This is a genomic window from Sphingomonas sp. 22176 (assembly GCF_052045505.1).
Taxonomy (GTDB): Bacteria; Pseudomonadota; Alphaproteobacteria; order Sphingomonadales; family Sphingomonadaceae; genus Sphingomonas.
Genome location: NZ_JBQEPL010000002.1, coordinates 524,226 through 541,098, shown reverse-complemented (window position 1 = coordinate 541,098; position 16,873 = coordinate 524,226). Strand labels below are relative to the sequence as shown.

15 protein-coding genes and 1 tRNA gene are annotated in these 16,873 nt (G+C 66.2%); 10 read left to right on the top strand and 6 right to left on the bottom strand.

Features of this window, described 5'->3' with window-relative positions; translation table 11 throughout:
* Positions 1 to 280 precede the first annotated feature (280 nt).
* Entirely contained in the window at positions 281 to 1,300 is a 1,020-nt protein-coding gene (locus tag ACTJKY_RS10340) for a right-handed parallel beta-helix repeat-containing protein (RefSeq protein WP_440845877.1), read from the bottom strand.
* A 356-nt stretch (positions 1,301 to 1,656) separates the two neighbouring features.
* On the opposite strand from ACTJKY_RS10340, the gene ACTJKY_RS10335 reads away from it, so the two are divergent.
* The 4 genes from ACTJKY_RS10335 (at position 1,657) to ACTJKY_RS10320 (ending at position 6,437) form a co-directional block, all read left to right on the top strand.
* Positions 1,657 to 1,896 (top strand): acyl carrier protein, encoded by a 240-nt coding sequence (locus ACTJKY_RS10335; RefSeq protein ID WP_440845876.1) that lies wholly within the window; start codon positions 1,657 to 1,659, stop codon positions 1,894 to 1,896.
* A 77-nt stretch (positions 1,897 to 1,973) separates the two neighbouring features.
* Positions 1,974 to 3,884, top strand: coding sequence for an HAD-IIIC family phosphatase (locus ACTJKY_RS10330; RefSeq protein WP_440845875.1), 1,911 nt, complete (start codon positions 1,974 to 1,976; stop codon positions 3,882 to 3,884).
* Positions 3,881 to 4,999 carry a hypothetical protein gene (locus ACTJKY_RS10325; protein WP_440845873.1) on the top strand — a complete coding sequence of 373 codons (1,119 nt, stop codon included), beginning with the start codon at positions 3,881 to 3,883 and terminating at the stop codon, positions 4,997 to 4,999. The genes ACTJKY_RS10330 and ACTJKY_RS10325 overlap by 4 nt, the downstream gene beginning before the upstream one ends.
* A 4-nt stretch (positions 5,000 to 5,003) precedes the next feature.
* The gene (locus ACTJKY_RS10320) at positions 5,004 to 6,437 is read left to right on the top strand and encodes an MBOAT family O-acyltransferase (protein ID WP_440845872.1); all 1,434 of its coding nucleotides are present in this window, start codon (positions 5,004 to 5,006) and stop codon (positions 6,435 to 6,437) included.
* Positions 6,438 to 6,538: 101 nt separating this feature from the next.
* Here the strand turns inward: ACTJKY_RS10320 and ACTJKY_RS10315 are convergent.
* Positions 6,539 to 6,614 (bottom strand) — tRNA-Lys (locus ACTJKY_RS10315).
* A gap of 12 nt (positions 6,615 to 6,626) precedes the next feature.
* A complete protein-coding gene (gene folK / locus ACTJKY_RS10310) occupies positions 6,627 to 7,103 on the bottom strand; it encodes a 2-amino-4-hydroxy-6-hydroxymethyldihydropteridine diphosphokinase (protein ID WP_440845870.1) in 477 nt (158 codons plus the stop codon).
* Positions 7,104 to 7,126: 23 nt separating this feature from the next.
* Here folK and ACTJKY_RS10305 point away from each other — a divergent pair, with 23 nt between their 5' ends.
* Entirely contained in the window at positions 7,127 to 7,732 is a 606-nt protein-coding gene (locus tag ACTJKY_RS10305) for a uracil-DNA glycosylase (protein WP_440845869.1), read from the top strand.
* Here ACTJKY_RS10305 and ACTJKY_RS10300 read toward each other — a convergent pair.
* Genes ACTJKY_RS10300 through flgE form a run of 3 tightly spaced genes read right to left on the bottom strand, consistent with a single transcriptional unit; the run spans position 7,719 to position 12,094 of the window.
* Complete coding sequence (locus ACTJKY_RS10300) at positions 7,719 to 8,624, bottom strand: flagellin (protein ID WP_440845868.1); 906 nt, start codon at positions 8,622 to 8,624, stop codon at positions 7,719 to 7,721. The genes ACTJKY_RS10305 and ACTJKY_RS10300 overlap by 14 nt on opposite strands.
* A 13-nt stretch (positions 8,625 to 8,637) precedes the next feature.
* Positions 8,638 to 10,743: a FlgK family flagellar hook-associated protein gene (locus ACTJKY_RS10295; protein WP_440845867.1), complete on the bottom strand. Its 2,106-nt coding sequence runs from the start codon at positions 10,741 to 10,743 to the stop codon at positions 8,638 to 8,640.
* 28 nt (positions 10,744 to 10,771) lie between these two features.
* Positions 10,772 to 12,094, bottom strand: a complete 1,323-nt coding sequence (flgE, locus tag ACTJKY_RS10290; RefSeq protein WP_440845865.1) for a flagellar hook protein FlgE — start codon at positions 12,092 to 12,094, stop codon at positions 10,772 to 10,774.
* A gap of 197 nt (positions 12,095 to 12,291) precedes the next feature.
* Between flgE and ACTJKY_RS10285 the strand changes: the two genes are divergently transcribed.
* From ACTJKY_RS10285 to ACTJKY_RS10265, 5 genes are all read left to right on the top strand, one after another.
* The gene (locus ACTJKY_RS10285) at positions 12,292 to 12,711 is read left to right on the top strand and encodes a flagellar biosynthesis repressor FlbT (protein WP_440845864.1); all 420 of its coding nucleotides are present in this window, start codon (positions 12,292 to 12,294) and stop codon (positions 12,709 to 12,711) included.
* A gap of 13 nt (positions 12,712 to 12,724) precedes the next feature.
* Positions 12,725 to 14,092 carry a flagellar protein export ATPase FliI gene (gene fliI, locus ACTJKY_RS10280; RefSeq protein WP_440845863.1) on the top strand — a complete coding sequence of 456 codons (1,368 nt, stop codon included), beginning with the start codon at positions 12,725 to 12,727 and terminating at the stop codon, positions 14,090 to 14,092.
* On the top strand, positions 14,089 to 14,520 hold the full coding sequence (locus ACTJKY_RS10275; RefSeq protein ID WP_440845862.1) for a hypothetical protein: 432 nt from the start codon (positions 14,089 to 14,091) through the stop codon (positions 14,518 to 14,520). Before fliI ends, ACTJKY_RS10275 begins: the two co-directional genes overlap by 4 nt.
* Positions 14,517 to 15,578, top strand: a complete 1,062-nt coding sequence (locus ACTJKY_RS10270; protein WP_440845861.1) for a peptidoglycan-binding protein — start codon at positions 14,517 to 14,519, stop codon at positions 15,576 to 15,578. Before ACTJKY_RS10275 ends, ACTJKY_RS10270 begins: the two co-directional genes overlap by 4 nt.
* 238 nt (positions 15,579 to 15,816) lie before the next feature.
* Positions 15,817 to 16,872, top strand: a complete 1,056-nt coding sequence (locus ACTJKY_RS10265) for a sigma factor-like helix-turn-helix DNA-binding protein (RefSeq protein ID WP_440845860.1) — start codon at positions 15,817 to 15,819, stop codon at positions 16,870 to 16,872.
* Position 16,873: the final 1 nt, after the last annotated feature.

The window sequence follows — 16,873 nt, the reverse complement described above, 5'->3', positions numbered from 1 at the left end:
ACGGGGCTCCCGAGCGCCGCTAGACACCTGCCAGCAACAAAGGATGCAAGGAGTGGACACCTTGCGGCGATCTGCGAAGCGCGATGGACTGTTCGAGCGGCTTTTGAACGCTTTAACGGGGCAGAAGTCTGCGTCGCGCGCGGTCGCACGTCCCGAGCAATGTACGACTCCCGGCTGCCCCTCGCTCGGCAATGTCGAGCATGGCGAGTGCGACGACTGCTATTTTTCCCGCCAGCTCTGACGCGCCGCTACCCGCTTCGTCCGCACGGTGCGGGCGCCGCTATTTGTTGAAGCGCCCGCCGATCACATTGCCCGGCGGCAGCGCCGGGATCTTCACGTTGCCGATGAAATAGGTCGGCGCGGAGTTCCCCTCCACCACCGCAGGGGCGTCGACCCGGATCCAGGGGGTGAAGTTCGGCCCCGCGATCACCTCGTTGTTCCGGATCACGACGTTCTTCGGCCCGCTATAGATGTTGATCGCGTGCCACATGGTGCAGACGAAGCGATTGCCCGTGATCTCGATATTCTCGTACCCGCCTACCCGGTCCTCATCGCCGAAGAATACCCCCTGCGGCTCGTGGCCGGGGCTGCCGATGAACTGGTTGTGCAGGATGCGGACGTTCTTGCAGCCGCTTGCTTCCCGCGTCGTCCAGCACTGCACCCCGTCCGGGTGGACGTCCTTGTTCGTGCGGAAATCATGGACCTTGTTCGACACGATCGTGATGCCGTTGGAACCGGGGATTTCCATCGCGTCCGAACCGATGAAACTGATGTCGTTGCCGCGGATCAGGACGTTGCGGCCCTTGTCCGTCTTGATGCCGGCGTTGATCGCGACCAGGCGCGAGTTGCTGATCGTCAGCCCTTCGACGTTGACCGCGGAGATCCCGTTGACGTCGCGGCTGACATCTCCGTCCAACACGCCGTGGACATAGAGATTGTCCAGCGTGATGTTCGACCCGTTATTGATGCGGACCATCGCCTGGCTGTTGCCCTCCCCAGGGGCCGGCACATAGGCGAATTCGATCCCGGACAGGGTGAGGTTGCGTGCATTGTTGATGGTGACGCGGGTGAACCGCGCCGGGCGCCGGGGATCGGCGCTCCGCACCGTAACGGTTCCGCCGAACTGCGCGTCGTTGATGCCCATCGCGCCATAGTTGCCCGGCGCGAGCAGGATCGTGTCCCCGGGCCTAGCGCTCTTCCAGGCGGCCTGGAGCTGCGCCGGCGTGCCGACGGCGATGGGCCTGGCCTGCGCCGCAAGGGGTGCGAGGACCGCGAGGACGGCGGCTAGGAGCGGGAACATGATGGTCTCCTGATAGGGGAGCCGGCGCCCGAATGCGACGACCGGAACGGGGGGTGGCGGCCGGAGGAAATCGGAGGCACCGGACGCATGCCTCCGTGCGCGGCACGTACGTTCCCGAAATCTGGCCGAAAACATGGGCAAGGCCTTTACTGTTCGCATCTCGCTTGTCGGTTCGCGCATCTCACCTCCGCTGCGAACGTCTTTCCAGCGCAAATCGCCGCATTGCAGCAAATACGTGCCGAAGCGATGCCCCGGCCATCTTGACGGCGCGAAACGCTTCCCGTTAACTAATGATTAATTGGCTGTGAACGCCCCATCCTTTGCGCAGATCCGCAGTTTCATAGGGAGCCTTAGTGTTGCAGGAAGTTTACGATAAGCTGACAGAAATCTTGCAAGATGTTTTCGACGACGACGATATCGTCGCGACGCCCACGCTTTCTGCCGCCGATGTAGATGGGTGGGATAGCTTGGCGCATGTTCGGTTCATCTTGGCAATCGAGCGGGGATTCGGGCTCAAATTCTCTGCAGCAGAGGCCAGTTCCTTTGCCAACATTGGCGAACTTGCAAGCGCAATCGCCGCAAAACGCGGCGCCTGACACCCTATTTTGCGGCGCCGTTTGTGCGGCGCCGCACGCGGTTATGTCGACGATTGCCTATTCTGGGGGACTTTGGCTTGAGCGAAGATATTCTGAAGGACTTGTCGTGGCTGCCGCACGCGCCGGAGGATTTCCGCAAGCAGCGTCGCGCCCTGAGCGACAAGACCGGCCCTGTCGGGCAGGATTTGCGCTTTCTCGCAACCCATCGGCTGACCGATAGCCAGCTGACGCAACTCGCCCAGTCCATCGCTGATCTGAAATCGGGCGGTGCCGATCTGTCGCCGCTGGTGCCGTTCCGCCTCGGCCTGATCGGCAACGGCACGCTGGACCTGCTGGCGCCGCTGCTGGTGGCAAGTGCCGCGCGGCACGGCATCGCGCTCGAGGTCGTGCAGACGGCCTATGGCCAGGTGATGCAGGAGGCGATGTCGCCCCAATCGAGCATCAACGCCGCGGGGTGCGACGCCGTGCTGCTCGCGCTCGATTACCGTGCGCTGCCCGGCCTCGGCTCGCCCTCCTCGGTGAACGACGCGCTCGCCTTTCTCGGCATGCTGCGGGAAGGCTTTCGCCAGAATGGCGGCGCGATCTCGATCGTGCAGACCTTCGCCCCGCCGGCGGAAGCGCTGTTCGGCCATCTCGACCGCGTGCTCGATGCCTCGCCGCGGGGTGCGCTGGACCGGATCAACACCGAACTGGCGCGCAGTGTCGCCGCCAGCGACGACGTGCTGCTGGACGTCGCGGCGATCGCCGAGCTCGTCGGCCTCGCCAACTGGCACTCGCCGCAGCAGTGGAACATGGCCAAGCTGCCGTTCGACGCCGCCTATGCCCCCTTCTATGCCGACCATGTCGCGCGGCTGGTCGCCGCCATCAAGGGCAAGTCGCGCCGCGTCCTGATCCTCGACCTCGACAACACCGTCTGGGGCGGCGTGATCGGCGACGACGGGCTGGAGGGGATCCGCATCGCCCAGGGCGACGCCGTCGGCGAGGCCTTCCTCGCCGTGCAGGCGAACGCACTTGCGCTGCGCGCGCGCGGCGTGGTGCTGGCAGTATCCTCGAAGAACACCGACTCGGTCGCCCGCGGGCCGTTCCGCGAGCATCCCGAGATGCTGCTGCGCGAGGACCATATCGCCGTCTTCCAGGCGAACTGGAGCGACAAGGCGACCAACATCAAGTCAATCGCAAACGAGCTTTCGCTCGGCCTCGACGCGATGGTGTTCCTCGACGACAATCCGATGGAGCGCGATCTGGTCCGCCGGATGCTGCCGCAGGTTGCCGTTCCCGAGCTTCCCGCCGACCCGGCCTTGTACGTGCGGACCCTGATGGCGGCCGGTTATTTCGAGACGATCACCTTCTCCGAAGAGGATCGCAAGCGGGCCGATTTCTACCAGGACAATGCCAAGCGCGTTGCGCTCCAGGCATCGGCAGGCGATCTCGATTCCTATCTCGCCTCGCTCAACATGGAGATCTTCTTCGCGCCCTTCGATGCGATGGGGCGCAAGCGGATTGCCCAGCTGATTGCCAAGTCCAACCAGTTCAATCTCACCACGCGGCGCTACACCGACGCGGACGTGGCGGAGCTGGAGGAAGATCCCGACGTCTTCACCCTGCAGGTCCGCCTTACCGACGCGTTCGGCGACAACGGCATGATCTCGGTGATCGTCTGCCGGCCGCACGGCGAGGATGCGTGGGAGATCGACACCTGGCTGATGAGCTGCCGCGTGCTCAAGCGCCGGGTGGAGCAGATGGTGCTGCGCGAACTGGTCGAGGCGGCCCGCCAGCATGGCAAGAAGCGCCTGATCGGCGTCTACATTCCCACCGATCGCAACGCGCTCGTCGTCGAGCATTATGCCGAGCTGGGCTTCACCCAGGTGGAGACAGATGCCATCGACGGCCGGACCATCTGGGAGCTCGACACCGCGACCGAGGTGCCGGAGGCCCCGATGACGGTGCACCGCGCGGCACAGCGCGCCGAAGCGGAGGCGGCGCAATGACGGCGCCTGCCCGGCGCCTTCCCACCCGAGATCGCTATCTGCTGCCGCTGGTCGTCCTGGCGGTAGTATTGACGATGGTGGTCGGCAGCGAGGTCGCGGCCCGCTGGTGGATGCCCGAGCAGCCCAACGACGCCTGCCTCGCGGACGATTCGTTCTTCGGGAAGCTACCGCGCAAGAACTGCACCTCGCGCACCAAGGTAGCCGAGGGCGACTGGACCACCTATCACTATAACGAGTGCGGCTACCGCGCGGAAACCTCGTGTGCGCCGGTCCCGGCGTCGACGATTCGGATCTCCGTCATCGGCGCCTCGACAAGTTGGGGCTACCGCATTCCCACCCAGCAGACTTGGTGGCATCGCACGTCCGACGCGCTGTCGAAGATCTGCGGCCGGCCGGTCGATGTGCAGAATCTCGGCGGCGTCTACAATCTCAACCAGGTCGCCCACACCGTCCAGCCCGCGCTCCAGCTGAAGCCGGACGCGGTGCTGATGATCGTGACGCCGTTCGACCTGCAGCGGCTGCCGCCGGGCGACTTCGATATGGCCTGGCAGCCCGAGGCGGCCCCGGCCGCGCCCAAACGCGAGCTTCTCGGCAAGATCAAGGACAGCCTCGAGGTCAGCCGCTTCGCCACTTTCGCGCAGCACATGCTGTATCGCCAGCCTGAGAGCTATCTCAACGGCTTCCTCGGCTCCGGTGATCGCGCCGATTTCCTGCGTCCGCCGTTCAAGGGCGAATGGCAGCGGCGCCTGACCTTTGCCGACCATGCCCTGGCGCACATCGCTGCGCAGGTGCACGCGCAAGGCGCACCGCTGATCCTCGCCTTCGTGCCGCACCAGGCGCAGGCCGACATCCTGACGCTGCACAAGACCTATCCAGGCGTCGACCCGTACGCGCTCGATCGCGCGCTGGGCGCGATCGCCGCGCGCCACGGGATCATCTATCGCGACCTGACCGCGAGCTTCGGCAACCAGGAAAATGCGGCGTCGCTGTACATGAACGTCGACAGCCACCCGACCGGCGCGGCCAACAGCCTGATCGCCGACGGCATGCTGAGCGGCCTGCTCGCCTCCTCGCTGCGCGACGGCAAGTGCAGCACCGCCGCAGGGAAGGAATGAAGCGATGAACGTCCCGTCCTTTCCCTTTCTCGGCTTCGCGATCGTCGGCGCGATCCTGTACAACATCCTGCCCGCCGGTATCCTGCGCCGCGGGCTGCTGCTGCTGATCAACCTGATCTTCCTGTCGACCTTCGTGCATGGCTGGCAGCAGGCGCTGCCTTATGCCGGCTTCCTGCTCACCGGGTTCCTCGGCACCAGGCTGCTGATGGCGCAGGGGCCCCGCTGGCGCCTGCCGGTGCTGATCGCGGTCATCCTCTTCGCCTTCTTCTGGCTGAAGCGCTACACCTTCATCCCGGCGGCCATCAATCTCCCGTTCCTCTACACGACGGTCGGGCTGTCCTACGTCTTCTTCCGCGTGCTTCACCTGATCATCGACAGCGGCCAGGGGCAGATCAAGGAGCGGATCTCTCCGCTCGACTATCTGAACTACACGCTGAACTTCACCGCGCTAGTCTCCGGTCCGATCCAGTTCTACCAGGATTATCGCGAGCAGGAACGCAACGGCGAAAAGGTGGACCTGTTCGCCGCGGGCTGGGCCGCGGAGCGCATCATCGTCGGCATGTTCAAGGTCGCGATCGTCTCGACGCTGCTGATGCAGGGGCAGAAGGCGGCGATCGCCGATCTCTCGCTGGCGTCGACCTTCCCGATGCGGGTGCTCTATTGCGCGCTGATCGGGGCGATCTACCCGCTGTTCCTCTACGCGAACTTCTCCGGCTACACCGATTTCGTGATCGGCTGCGCGCGCCTGTTCCGCATCCGCCTGCCCGAGAATTTCCACCATCCGTTTATCGCGGAGAATTTCATCGCCTTCTGGTCGCGCTGGCACATCACGCTGTCCAACTGGCTGAAGGTCTATGTCTACACGCCCTTCCTGATGACGGCGATGCGGCGCATCCCCTCGCCCGCGATCGAGCCCTACCTCGCCGTCGCTGCCTATTTCGTCACCTTCTTCCTGGTGGGCGCATGGCATGGCCAGACCAGCATGTTCCTGTTCTTCGGGGTACTGCAGGGCGGCGGTGTGGCGATGAACAAGCTGTACCAGGTGGCGATGGTCAAGCGGCTGTCGCGCAAGGGCTACAAGAAGCTTTCGGCCGAGCCCTGGTACCGGGTGTTTTGCCGCGCGCTCACCTTCACCTGGTTCGCCTTCACCCTGCTGTGGTTCTGGTCGACCTGGGGCCAGCTCGACCAGTTCATCCAGCAAGCTGGCTGGCCGGCGGTTGCCTGCGGCTGGGCGCTGGTGCTGCTGGTCGCGATGCCGACGCTGAGCCTGCTCCGCGCGGTGCAGGGGCCGATCGAGGCGCGGAAGGTCGATCCTGAAGCGGTCCCGGCCTCGCGCTACTGGCGCACGGCGCTGTCGACCGCGCTGCTGATCATCCTGGTCGCCACCACCGTATTGCTCAACGGCCCGGCGCCGGACGTGGTGTACAAGACCTTCTAGCGATCGGGCGGCAACACCCTGCGCCGTCCCCACCGTTGCTCGAGCCTCGTTGACCCGCAAAAGCTGGCTGGAGGATATCGGGGCTGCACTTGGAGAGGCTGTGGTGGGTCCGCCGGGATTCGAACCCGGGACCTCTCGATTAAAAGTCGCTTGCTCTACCGACTGAGCTACGGACCCACACCCCGCCACCTAAGCGCAGGGGCGCCGCCGGTCAACCGCGTGCAGCAACGGAAGCGTCGTGCGGCCTGTCACCGGGTCGGGCCACTGCGGTGCTATTTCCGCCAAGGGTACCAATACGAAGCGGCGCGCGCGATATTGCGGATGCGGCACCGTCAGCACGGGGCTAGCCCAGCAGCCGCCCGACCACAGCACGATGTCGAGGTCGATCACCCGCGCACCCCAGCGCTGCCCTCGCCGCCGGCCGAATGCCCGCTCGATCGTCTTCAGGCGGCGCAGCAGATCCTCGGGCGCCTCGTCGGTCTCGATCTCGGCGACGGCATTGGCGAAGCGGCGGATCGAGGGACCCAGGGGCGGCGTCTCGTGGATGCGCGATACCGCCCGTACGCGGCCGATCGCCGCCAGTGCCGCGCGCAGCTCGGCCCGCGGCCCGCCGTGGCGGCCGCAGCGGTTGGAGCCCAGGGCGATGATGTAGCTTGTGACCGACACGGCCCCGCGCCTATCGCGGCACCATGTCCACGCCAAGCCCCGAACCCGATCACGATTGTCCGCTCTGCCCGCGCCTCGTCGCGCTGCGCACCCAGCTGCGCACCGAACAGCCCGAATGGTGGAATGCGCCGGTGCCGATGCTCGGCGATCCGCACGCGCCGATCGCGGTCGTCGGCCTGGCGCCCAGCCGCATGGGCGCGAACCGCACCGGCCGCGCCTTTACCGGAGACGATTCGGGCACGCTGCTCTTTGCGGTGCTGGAGAAACTCGGCCTGGCCGAGGCCGGGGAGCCCAAGGACGTGCAGATCTTCAACGCGGTGCGGTGCCTGCCGCCGGAGAACCGTCCGACCCCGCCCGAGATCCATGCCTGCCGTCCGTTCCTCGCCGGCCAGCTGCAGGCGCGGATCGTCGTCGCGCTGGGCGAAATCGCGCACCAGTCGGCGGTGAAGGCGCTGGGCGGCAAGCTGCCCAAGACGCGCTTCGCGCACGGCGCCGAACACCGCCTGCCCAAGGGGCAGACGGTGCTCGATAGCTATCATGTGTCGCGGTACAATCAGAACATCGGCCGGCTGACCGAGCCGATGCTGACTGCCGTGTTCGAGCGCGCAATCGCGCTCAGAGATATTTGACGAGGCTCAGGCTGGAGAGCTGCGAGAACACCGAATAGCTTGCCTCCAGCACGGTCTTCTGCTGCGAAAGGTCGATCGCGACCTGGCCCAGATCGGCGTCCTCATTGTCCTGGATCACCTGCTGCAGCAGCAGCGAACGCTGTTCTCCGCGGGTGGTCAGGTCTTCGATCTGGCTCTGCTTGCGGCCATTGTCGGCATTGACGGCGTTGAGCTGCTGCAGCCCCGAATCCATCTTGGTGACGACACCCTGCAGCGCGGCGGACTGCGCGTCGGTAAGCTTGTCGCCGATCGGGCCGATCTGCGCCATCGCCTGATAGGCTTGGTACAGGCCCGCGCCGAACGAGCTGGCGTTGACGCCGTACTGCACGTCGAGCCCATCGGCCACGCGGGCGCTGGCGAGCACATTGTCGTCGTGGAACGCCTGGCTCACCGGTACCGTCGCTGCATCGGCAAGCGTGGAAACGGAGAAGGGTGACCCGTTGGTCTGCGAACCGCCGAACAGCGGCACGCCGCCCTCGGTTGCGTTCAGCGACGAACGCATCTGGGAGAAGGCGCTTTCCATCGCCTGCTGCAGGCCGGCCGACTGACCGGTGCCGATCGCCGTCAGGATCTGCTGGCGGAGCTCCGTATTCGTGGTCTGCACGCCTTCGATATGACCCTGGTACAGCGACATGGTGGTGCCCACGCGCTTGGCGACGTTCGACTGCGCTTGCTGCTGTTCGAGCAGCGTGTGCGCCGAAAGGTTTCGCACGGCTTCGGTGCCGAGCGACGCGAAGTCGCTGGCCTTCTTGCCGGTGGACAGCTGCTTCTGGGTGATCGCGAGCTTTTCCTGCGCGCTCGAAATGGCACTGGCCATCGTGCGCTGGAGCGGAATGGTGGCAACACGGGTCATGGGTCAGCTCCCCTTATTGGACCATCTGGAGAAGGGTGTCGTACATCTGCGTCGCGGTGGTCATCACGCGCGCCGATGCCGAATAGCTGTTTTGCAGGACGACCATCTGCGAGAGCTCCTCGTCGATGTTGACGCCCGAATAGCTGTCGCGGCGGTTCACCGCGTCCGATTTGCGCGCGTTCGCGTCGTCGAAGCGGTTCTGCGCCTGGTTGGCCTCGAGCCCGGCTCGGCCGAGCAGCTGCGTCGAGAAGCGGCCGATGGTCGTGACGCCGTCCTTGCCGAGGTCCAGCGTGCTCGCCAGCTTGTCCGCAAAGGCCGTGGCGCCGCGCGTGTCGCCGGCCCCGACCGCCTTACTGCCCACCGCGACACTGGTGTCGATCTGGGCAAGCGGCAGCTTGGCGGGGTTGCCGACGATGTCGTTGCGGACCTTGGCGACATCCAGGCCGCTGTTGAGCCCGCTCAGCCCGGACAGCGCCGAGAAGCTGCGACCACTGCCGAAGCGGTCGGTCGAATCCGACGCCATCGTTAGCGTCGCACCGGACAGGCCGCTCGCCGGATCGAAGCGCACCCGCCCCCGGCTGTCGAGCGAGAAGTCACCGAACTTGCCGAGATCGCTGCCGTTCAGCTCGGTGATGATGTCGCCCATCGTGCCGCCGGTCGTCGGCTGCAGCGTATAGCTGGTCAGCGCCAGGCCGGAAGAGTCGCGCAGGATCACCTGTGCGGTCTGGCCGGTGGTGAAGCCATGCGGATCCGAAGCCTTGAAGCCCGTCGGCACCAGGGTGCTGCTGTTGCTCTGGATCAGGTCGTTCATGCCGAAATATTGCGACACGCCGATCCCGGCACGGCTGCTGGGCGCCGTCGACGATTGCGAGATCGCTACGCCGTTACCGGCGCCGGTCGCCGCGAAGCTCAGCACGCCGTTGGTGAAGCTGGCCGTGGCCGCGCCGCCAAGGCCGGCGTTGATCGCGCTGACCATGTCGTTCACGGTCGCGCCTGCCCCCAGCGCGTCGAAATCGACGTCGGTCTTGGCGACGAGGGTGCCGTCCGCCTGGGTGACCGCGAAGCTCGCCTTGCCGGTGAACCCCAGCCGATCGGTGCCGACGAGCCCGCTCTGCCGGCCGGTGAGGCTGGCGGGCGGCGGCACGGCGGTGCCTTGGTTGGAAACGGCGTTGAGCGCTTCGGAAAGGCCGCTGAACGTAACGCCCAACTGTTCCGAGAAGGACGGCAGGGCGCGATCACGCAGATCGAGCAGACCACCCAATTTGCCACCTGCGGCCGCCGAATCCAGCTTTTCGCCGGTCAGCGCACCCATCGTGCCGTTCTTGTCGGCGAAGCGGATCGAGATATCGGGATAGGTCGTCTGGGCGCTGCCGGCGCCGCCATTCTTGTTCGGATAATCCAGCTGACGAAGCCGCGAATCGAGCAGCATCTGGCCCGAGGTGGTTTCGATGAGCACCCTGCCGTCCGGCTGGTCGCGGACGTTGACCGAAACCAGGCCGCTCAGTTCCTCGATCGCGCTCATCCGCTGGTCGGCGGCGCCGCTGGCATTGCGGCCGAGGCCCGTCGCCTGCGACACGGTGCCGTTGAGATCATAGATGCGCTGGAGCAGCGTGTTGATCTTGTCGACCGAATAGCCGACTTCGGACTCCACGTCGCCGCGCAGCCCATCCACGTCCTGCGTGATCTGCTGCATCGACGACAGCGCGTCGGAAACATTGCCGACGAACACGGCACTGGTCTGCGCCGAGGATTGCGAGCCGGTCATCGCGATCGCCGAGGCGTTGATCGCGTCCAAGCGTGCCGGCAGGCCGGATTTGTCGCCCGGCTCGCCCAGCAGCGACTGCAGCCGGTCGAGGTAGCTGGAGCTCACCTCGGACTTCCCATAGTCCCCGGCCCGGCGGTAGACGGTCGCTTCCAGGAAGCGATCCGCTACGCGTTCGAACTCGCCGACGCTGACGCCGGTGACGGTGCCGCCCATCACCGAGGTCGAAAGATTGACCTTTTCGCGGGCATAGCCGGTGACGCCGACATTGGCGATGTTGTTCGATACCGCCTTCAATCCAGCCTGGGCAGCAGCCAGGCCGGAAGCGGCGGTTCCTAGGATATCGTTCAGCGCCATGTCGTGCGTCCCCCGGCTTCAGTCGTCGTCAGCGCTTCAGGTCGCTGACTTCGCGCAGCATGTCGTCGACGGTCGTGATGATCTTCGACGCTGCGCTGTAGGCGCGCTGAAAGCGGATCATGTTGGTGAACTCGCCCGCTAGATCGACGGTCGAGGCCTCCAGCGTGTTCGCCGAGATGTTGCCCGCGCCGAGCTGGCCCGGAGGGTTCATCGTCATCGAGCCCGAGGCGCGCGTCGAGGTGTAGGCGTTGCCGGAAAGGCGGGTCAGGCCGTTCGGGTTCGGGAAGGTGGCGATCGGCAGTTGGAACACCTGACGGCTGGAGCCGTCGTCGAAGATCGCGCTGACGATGCCCTCCTTGGAGACTTCGGTCGCCGCGATGTTGCCGAGCACGCCGCCATTGGTGCCGCCCGAAACCAGCGACGAAGGCTGGCCGAACTGGGTAAGCCCGTTGGTGCCGCCGTTGGTGCCCAGATCCAGGTTGATCGGCACCGAGCTGGCGCCGTTGGTGTAGTTGACGGTCAGCGGGTTGAACAGACCGGCGGTGGACGCCGTCGTGTTGAGGCTGCCGTCGCCGTTGAAAGCGACGGTGCCGCTGCGCACCAGACCGCCGACCGCGGGCGCGCCGACGTCGCTCGCCGGGTTCGCGTACGCTTCCATCGCCCACTGGTTGGAACCAGTCTTGAGGAACGACATCTTCATTTCGTGGCTGCCGCCCTGCGAGTCATAGACCGTGAAGGAGCGGGTGAAGTTCGGCGTCACCGTGCCGTTCGCCATCGCGCCGGCCGTGTAGGCGGGCTGCGTGCCGGTGGGCGTGTAGACGGCGGCGTCCGACTGCAGGTTGATGTGCGCCTGCAGGTTGTTGGTCGGCGCGGCGGTACCGACGAGGTCCGTCAGACGTACCGGCGTCAGCGTGTCGAGATTGCCGGTGTTGGTGTAGCCGCCGGTCGCATCCAGGCGCCAGCCATAGAGGTACAGACCGGAGGAATTGCGCAGATAGCCTTCCTCGTCCGGCTTGAACGAGCCGGCGCGGGTATAGGCGACCGGGTCGCTCGCATTCAGGCCGCTGCGGGTGATGAAGAACCCGCCGCCGTCGATCGCGAGATCGGTGCTGCTGCCGGAGGCCTGAAGTAGGCCCTGCTTGGAAACCTGTGCGAGCGGCGCAGCCGCGACACCACCTGCCGAGTAGCTCGCCGAAGTGCGACCATCGGTCACCAACGTGCGGAACTGGGCTTCGACGCCCTTATAGGCGACGGTATTGATGTTGGTGATGTTGTCAGCGACGGTGGCCATGGCACTCGACTGCGCGCTCAGCCCGGAAACGCCAGCGTAAAGAGCGGAATAGAGGCTCAAGTTCAAAACTCCTCGAATGCCCGCGCGATCCCCACGCCGGCGACATCCTCATTGTAGAGGGGTGAACCCTTCGCCCAAATCGACGGGGCGATTTTTGCCGCATCCGCGCAGGGGGCGGCAAAATTTGCCGGGTGTTTGCCCACCCCCGTATTCAACGCACCTATAAGTTGAGGAACGCTTATCGAAAGGCCAGTGCCATGCTTCGCATTACGCTCCGGGACGGTGAGAAGGCGATCGTCAACGGCGCTGTATTGCGCGCCGTCGGGCGGACGCAGATCGTCGTCGAGAATATGGTATCGATCCTGCGCGGCCGCGAAGTGATGCGGCCCGAGGAAGCGACCACGCCCGCGCGCCAGCTCTATTTCGCGACGATGCTCGCCTATATCGATCCCGCCGGGCGCGACGCGCACCAGGATGCCGTGCTCCAGCTGCTCAGCCTGCTGATCGCCGCCCTGGCCACCGCCGAGGCGCGCGAGCTGTGCATCCGCTTCGCCAACGACCTTGCCCAGGCCGAATATTACAAGGCGCTTGCCGCCGCCCGCGAGCTGATCGCCATGGAAGACGCTGCCACGGCGGCCGATTCCGATACCGATACCGCCGCGACGCAGGTCGCCTGAAGGAGCCCGCGCGATGCAGACGCTCGCCAGTGCCGCCCGCGCCATCAAGGAGATGGTCCCCGACCGTCGCTTCGGACGCGTGGTGGCGGTGCGCGGCGCGCTCATCGAAGTGGAAGGCCTGACCGGCGTCGCCCAGATCGGCAGCCGCGTCGAGATCCAGTCCCCCAGCGGCAAGGTGGAAGCTGAAGTCACCGCGCTCGATCGCGGCGTCGCTTTGTGCCTGCCCTTCGTCGATCCGCAGGGCGTTGGCCTCGGCGCGGTCGCCGAACTTGGCGCCGGCCAGTTCACCGTCCGCCCCTCCAAGGCCTGGCTCGGCCGCATGATCAACGGCCTCGGCCGCCCGGTCGACGGGCAGGGCCCGCTGGTCAACGGCGCCGATCCGCAGCCGATCAAGGCCTCCCCGCCCGCCGCCGCCGGCCGCGCGCGCGTTGCCGAGCGGATCGAGACCGGGGTGCGTTGCCTCGACACCTTCGTGCCGTTGTGCCGCGGCCAGCGCCTCGGCCTGTTCGCCGGCTCGGGCGTCGGCAAGTCCGTCCTGCTGTCGATGCTCGCGCGCTGGACGCAGTGCGACGTCGCAGTGATCGGGCTGATCGGCGAACGCGGCCGCGAAGTGCAGGAATTCATCGAGGACGATCTGGGACCCGAGGGTATGGCCCGCTCGGTCGTCGTCGTCGCCACCTCCGACGAGCCGGCGCTGATGCGCCGCCAGGCCGCCTGGACCACCCTCGCCGTCGCCGAACATTTCCGCGACCAGGGGCTCAACGTGCTCTGCCTGATGGATTCGGTCACCCGCTTCGCGATGGCGCAGCGCGAGATCGGCCTCGCCTCGGGCGAGCCGCCGGCGACCAAGGGCTATACCCCCACCGTCTTCGCCGAGCTGCCGCGTCTGCTCGAGCGCGCCGGTCCCGGTGCACCGGGCGGGGGCATGATCACCGGCCTGTTCACCGTCCTCGTCGACGGCGACGACCATAACGAACCCGTTGCCGATGCGGTGCGCGGCATCCTCGACGGCCACGTCGTGATGCGCCGCGCGATCGCCGAACGCGGCCGCTATCCGGCGATCGACATCCTCAAATCGGTATCGCGCACCCTGCCCCATTGCCTCGAGCCCGAGCAGAACGAAGTCCGCATCGCCGCGCGCAAGCTGCTGTCGACCTATGCCGACATGGAGGAGATGGTGCGGCTGGGCGCCTACAAGGCCGGCTCCTCGCCCGACGTCGACCGTGCGGTCGCGCTGGCACCGCGCATCGAGACGCTGCTCAACCAGGGCAAGAACGACCAGGGCCATGCCGATGCGGCGTTCGCCGAGCTGGCCGCGATCCTGTCCGGCGAAGCGTCGGGCGATCCGGGTCACGGCCATGACGTGGGTCTCGCCGCATGAAGACGCCGTTCGATACCGCATTGCGGATGCAGCAGCGCACCGTCGACGACCTCAAGGTCAAGATCGGTGCCGCGATCGAACGCATCGCCGAGCTGGAGCAGCAGGGCCGCGACCTCGTCGCTCGCATCCGCGAGGAGCGCGTGCTGGCGCATGCCCTGCCCTTCGCCTCCGACGCGTGGCTGGCCACCGCCAAGCACGCCCAGACGCGCATCGCCGAGGAAGCCGTCGCCGAACAGGCGCGCCTCCTCAACCTGCGCGAACTGGCGCGTGAAGCCTATGGTACCTTCCGCGCGATCGAAGGCGCCGCCGAACGCTTCCGCGCCGATGCCGAGCGCGAAGCCGAAGCCGCCGAACAGGCGGCGATCGACGACATTGCCGCGGCGCGCTTCCTGCGCGAGCGCAAGCGGATGCTGGTAAAGGCCGCATGATCCACCGTACCGACCTTGCCGCGCTCACGCCGGCGCAACGCGCCAACGTGATTTACGCGCAGGCCCAATCCGAACTCTCGACCCGCCTGTGGCGCGCCGCGATCGGCGATGGCGACCGCGACAACGACAAGACCCGCTCGCCGCTCGGCGCGGGATCGGACATGTCGATGGATTCGCTGCTCGAACTGCTCGGCACACAGGCGCCGAAATCGGCCAAGGGCAAGTGCAAGTGCCAGTGTTCCTGCTCCTGCCACGACGACGAACCGGACGATATCGCAGCGCTCGCCAAGGGCGCGCTTGGCGCAGTCCGCACGCCGGCGGTCGCCGACCACGCCACCCTTCCCGCCTCGGGATCGGTGGTCAGTGCGCTTTCCGGCGCGAACGGCTTTCCGAAGACGGGCGGCGTTGCCGGCGGGCTCACGCTCGGCAGTAACGCCCGCTATGCCGATACCCTCGCCGCCGCCGAGGCGCGCAGCGGGATTCCCCGCTCCGCGATCGCCGCGATCGTCGATGCCGAAGCCGGCAAGGGGCAGGACGGCAGCTGGAACCCGCTGTCGCGCAACCCGCGCTCCAGCGCGGCGGGGCTCGGCCAGTTCCTCAGCGGCACCTGGCAGACGCTCGCCGAACAGGGCGGCACCTGGCTGAACGATGTTGCCAAGGCGCGCGGCTGGCTGAAAGAAAACGGCAAGGTCGATCCGGGCCGCCGCAGCGAGCTGCTCGCGCTCCGCTATGATCCGCAAGCGTCGATCCTGAGCATCGCCGACATGGCGAAAAATAATCTGCAACATTTCGAATCGGCGGGCCTCAATGTCCGCGCTGATTCGGAAACGCTCGCCAAAGCGGCCTATCTTGGCCATCATTTGGGCCTCGGCGATGCAAAGAAGTTTCTTGCAGGAAATATTGACGCAGAACGTGCGCGCACCCTGCTGGCCGCACAGGTAGGCGGGGCATCCGCCGATCAGCGCATCGCCCATGCCGGGGATGCGACCCGCGCGCACCGCCAATGGCTGCTCGATTTCATCGATCGGCACGTCCAGCCGGACAAATTTTCCTCGTAAATCCGCCATTGCTGAGGTTTTCACGCCCATCAGCAGCGATGTTGATGCGCGGTTAACCATCTTTTTTTCAAGCACTTGGCGCACCAAGCGAATCGGCGTTGCTATAAAGCTTGGGAGTGCGTTTGCGGAAAACTACCTAACCCCCCGATTAGCACTCCTTTAAAGGTTTGCGACGAAATGTGTCCCTTGTCGACGGCGCCGAAACGATCGGACCGGCGCTGAAACCAGGGGAATACAAATGTCGAAGATCACGATCGCTCTCGAGGCCGCAGTCCAAACCGTCATCGAGAACGCGCCCAAGGACGGCAAGCAGACCAACCGTCAGCGCGCTGAAATCGATCGCGCCTTTGCCCGCATCCTGAAGCTGATCGCTCCCCGCATCCGTCATTTCATCCGCCAGTACGGCCTCACCGCGCACTGGGACGACGCCGAGCAGTGCTGCGCCATTGCCGTGCACCGCGCCATTCAGGCCTATGAGCCGGAAAAGGCCCAGTTCACCACCTTCGTCAACTGGCAAATCCGCGGTGAGCTGCAGAGCCTGCGCTTCCGCCTGATGACCGACCAGCGCCCCTCGGCGAAGAAGGTCGAAGCCACCACCGTTTCGCTCAGCGCGATGGTCACCTCGGCGGACGGCGACGAAATGTCGCCCGAGGCGATGATCGAGGACGAGGACGCCCTGGAGCGCACCGAGAGCGCCGCTTCGGACTATCTCGCCGATGGCGCGATCTCCTCGCTGATCGAGGCCTATGTCGATCACCTCCGCAAGGTCGGCATCGAGCAGCTCCGCCGCCGTCCCCGCCCGAAGCGCGAGGAAGCAGCCCTTCGCCGCGAAGGCCCGCGTCTCCGCACCGCCACCCACGGCATCGATCCCGCCGAGCTGGAGAAGCTGGAAGCCAAGCTGGAGCGCGACCGTGAGATCGTCGCCCGCCGCGTGTTCCAGACCGCCACCCTCGACGATCTGTCGATGGAGACCGGCGTGACCAAGGAGCGCGTTCGCCAGATCACCAAGCGCGCCGCCAAGGTGATCGCCGAGATCGCCGCTGCCGATCCGCGCTTCTCGGTGATGGCCGAATATGGCGAGCCCGCTACCGCCAAGCGCCGCCAGCCGGCTGCTGCCCGCCCGGCCACGCCGATCCTGCCGGACGCCACGCAGCCGCACAACCTGCTCTCCAGCGTCGTCGCGATCGACGCCGCGCGCATCGAGACGGTGGTTGCCGCCGAAGCCAACCGCGAGACCGTCGAAGCGATCGCGATCACCGTTGCCCCGGCTCCGAACCGCGCTGCGATGCATTGAT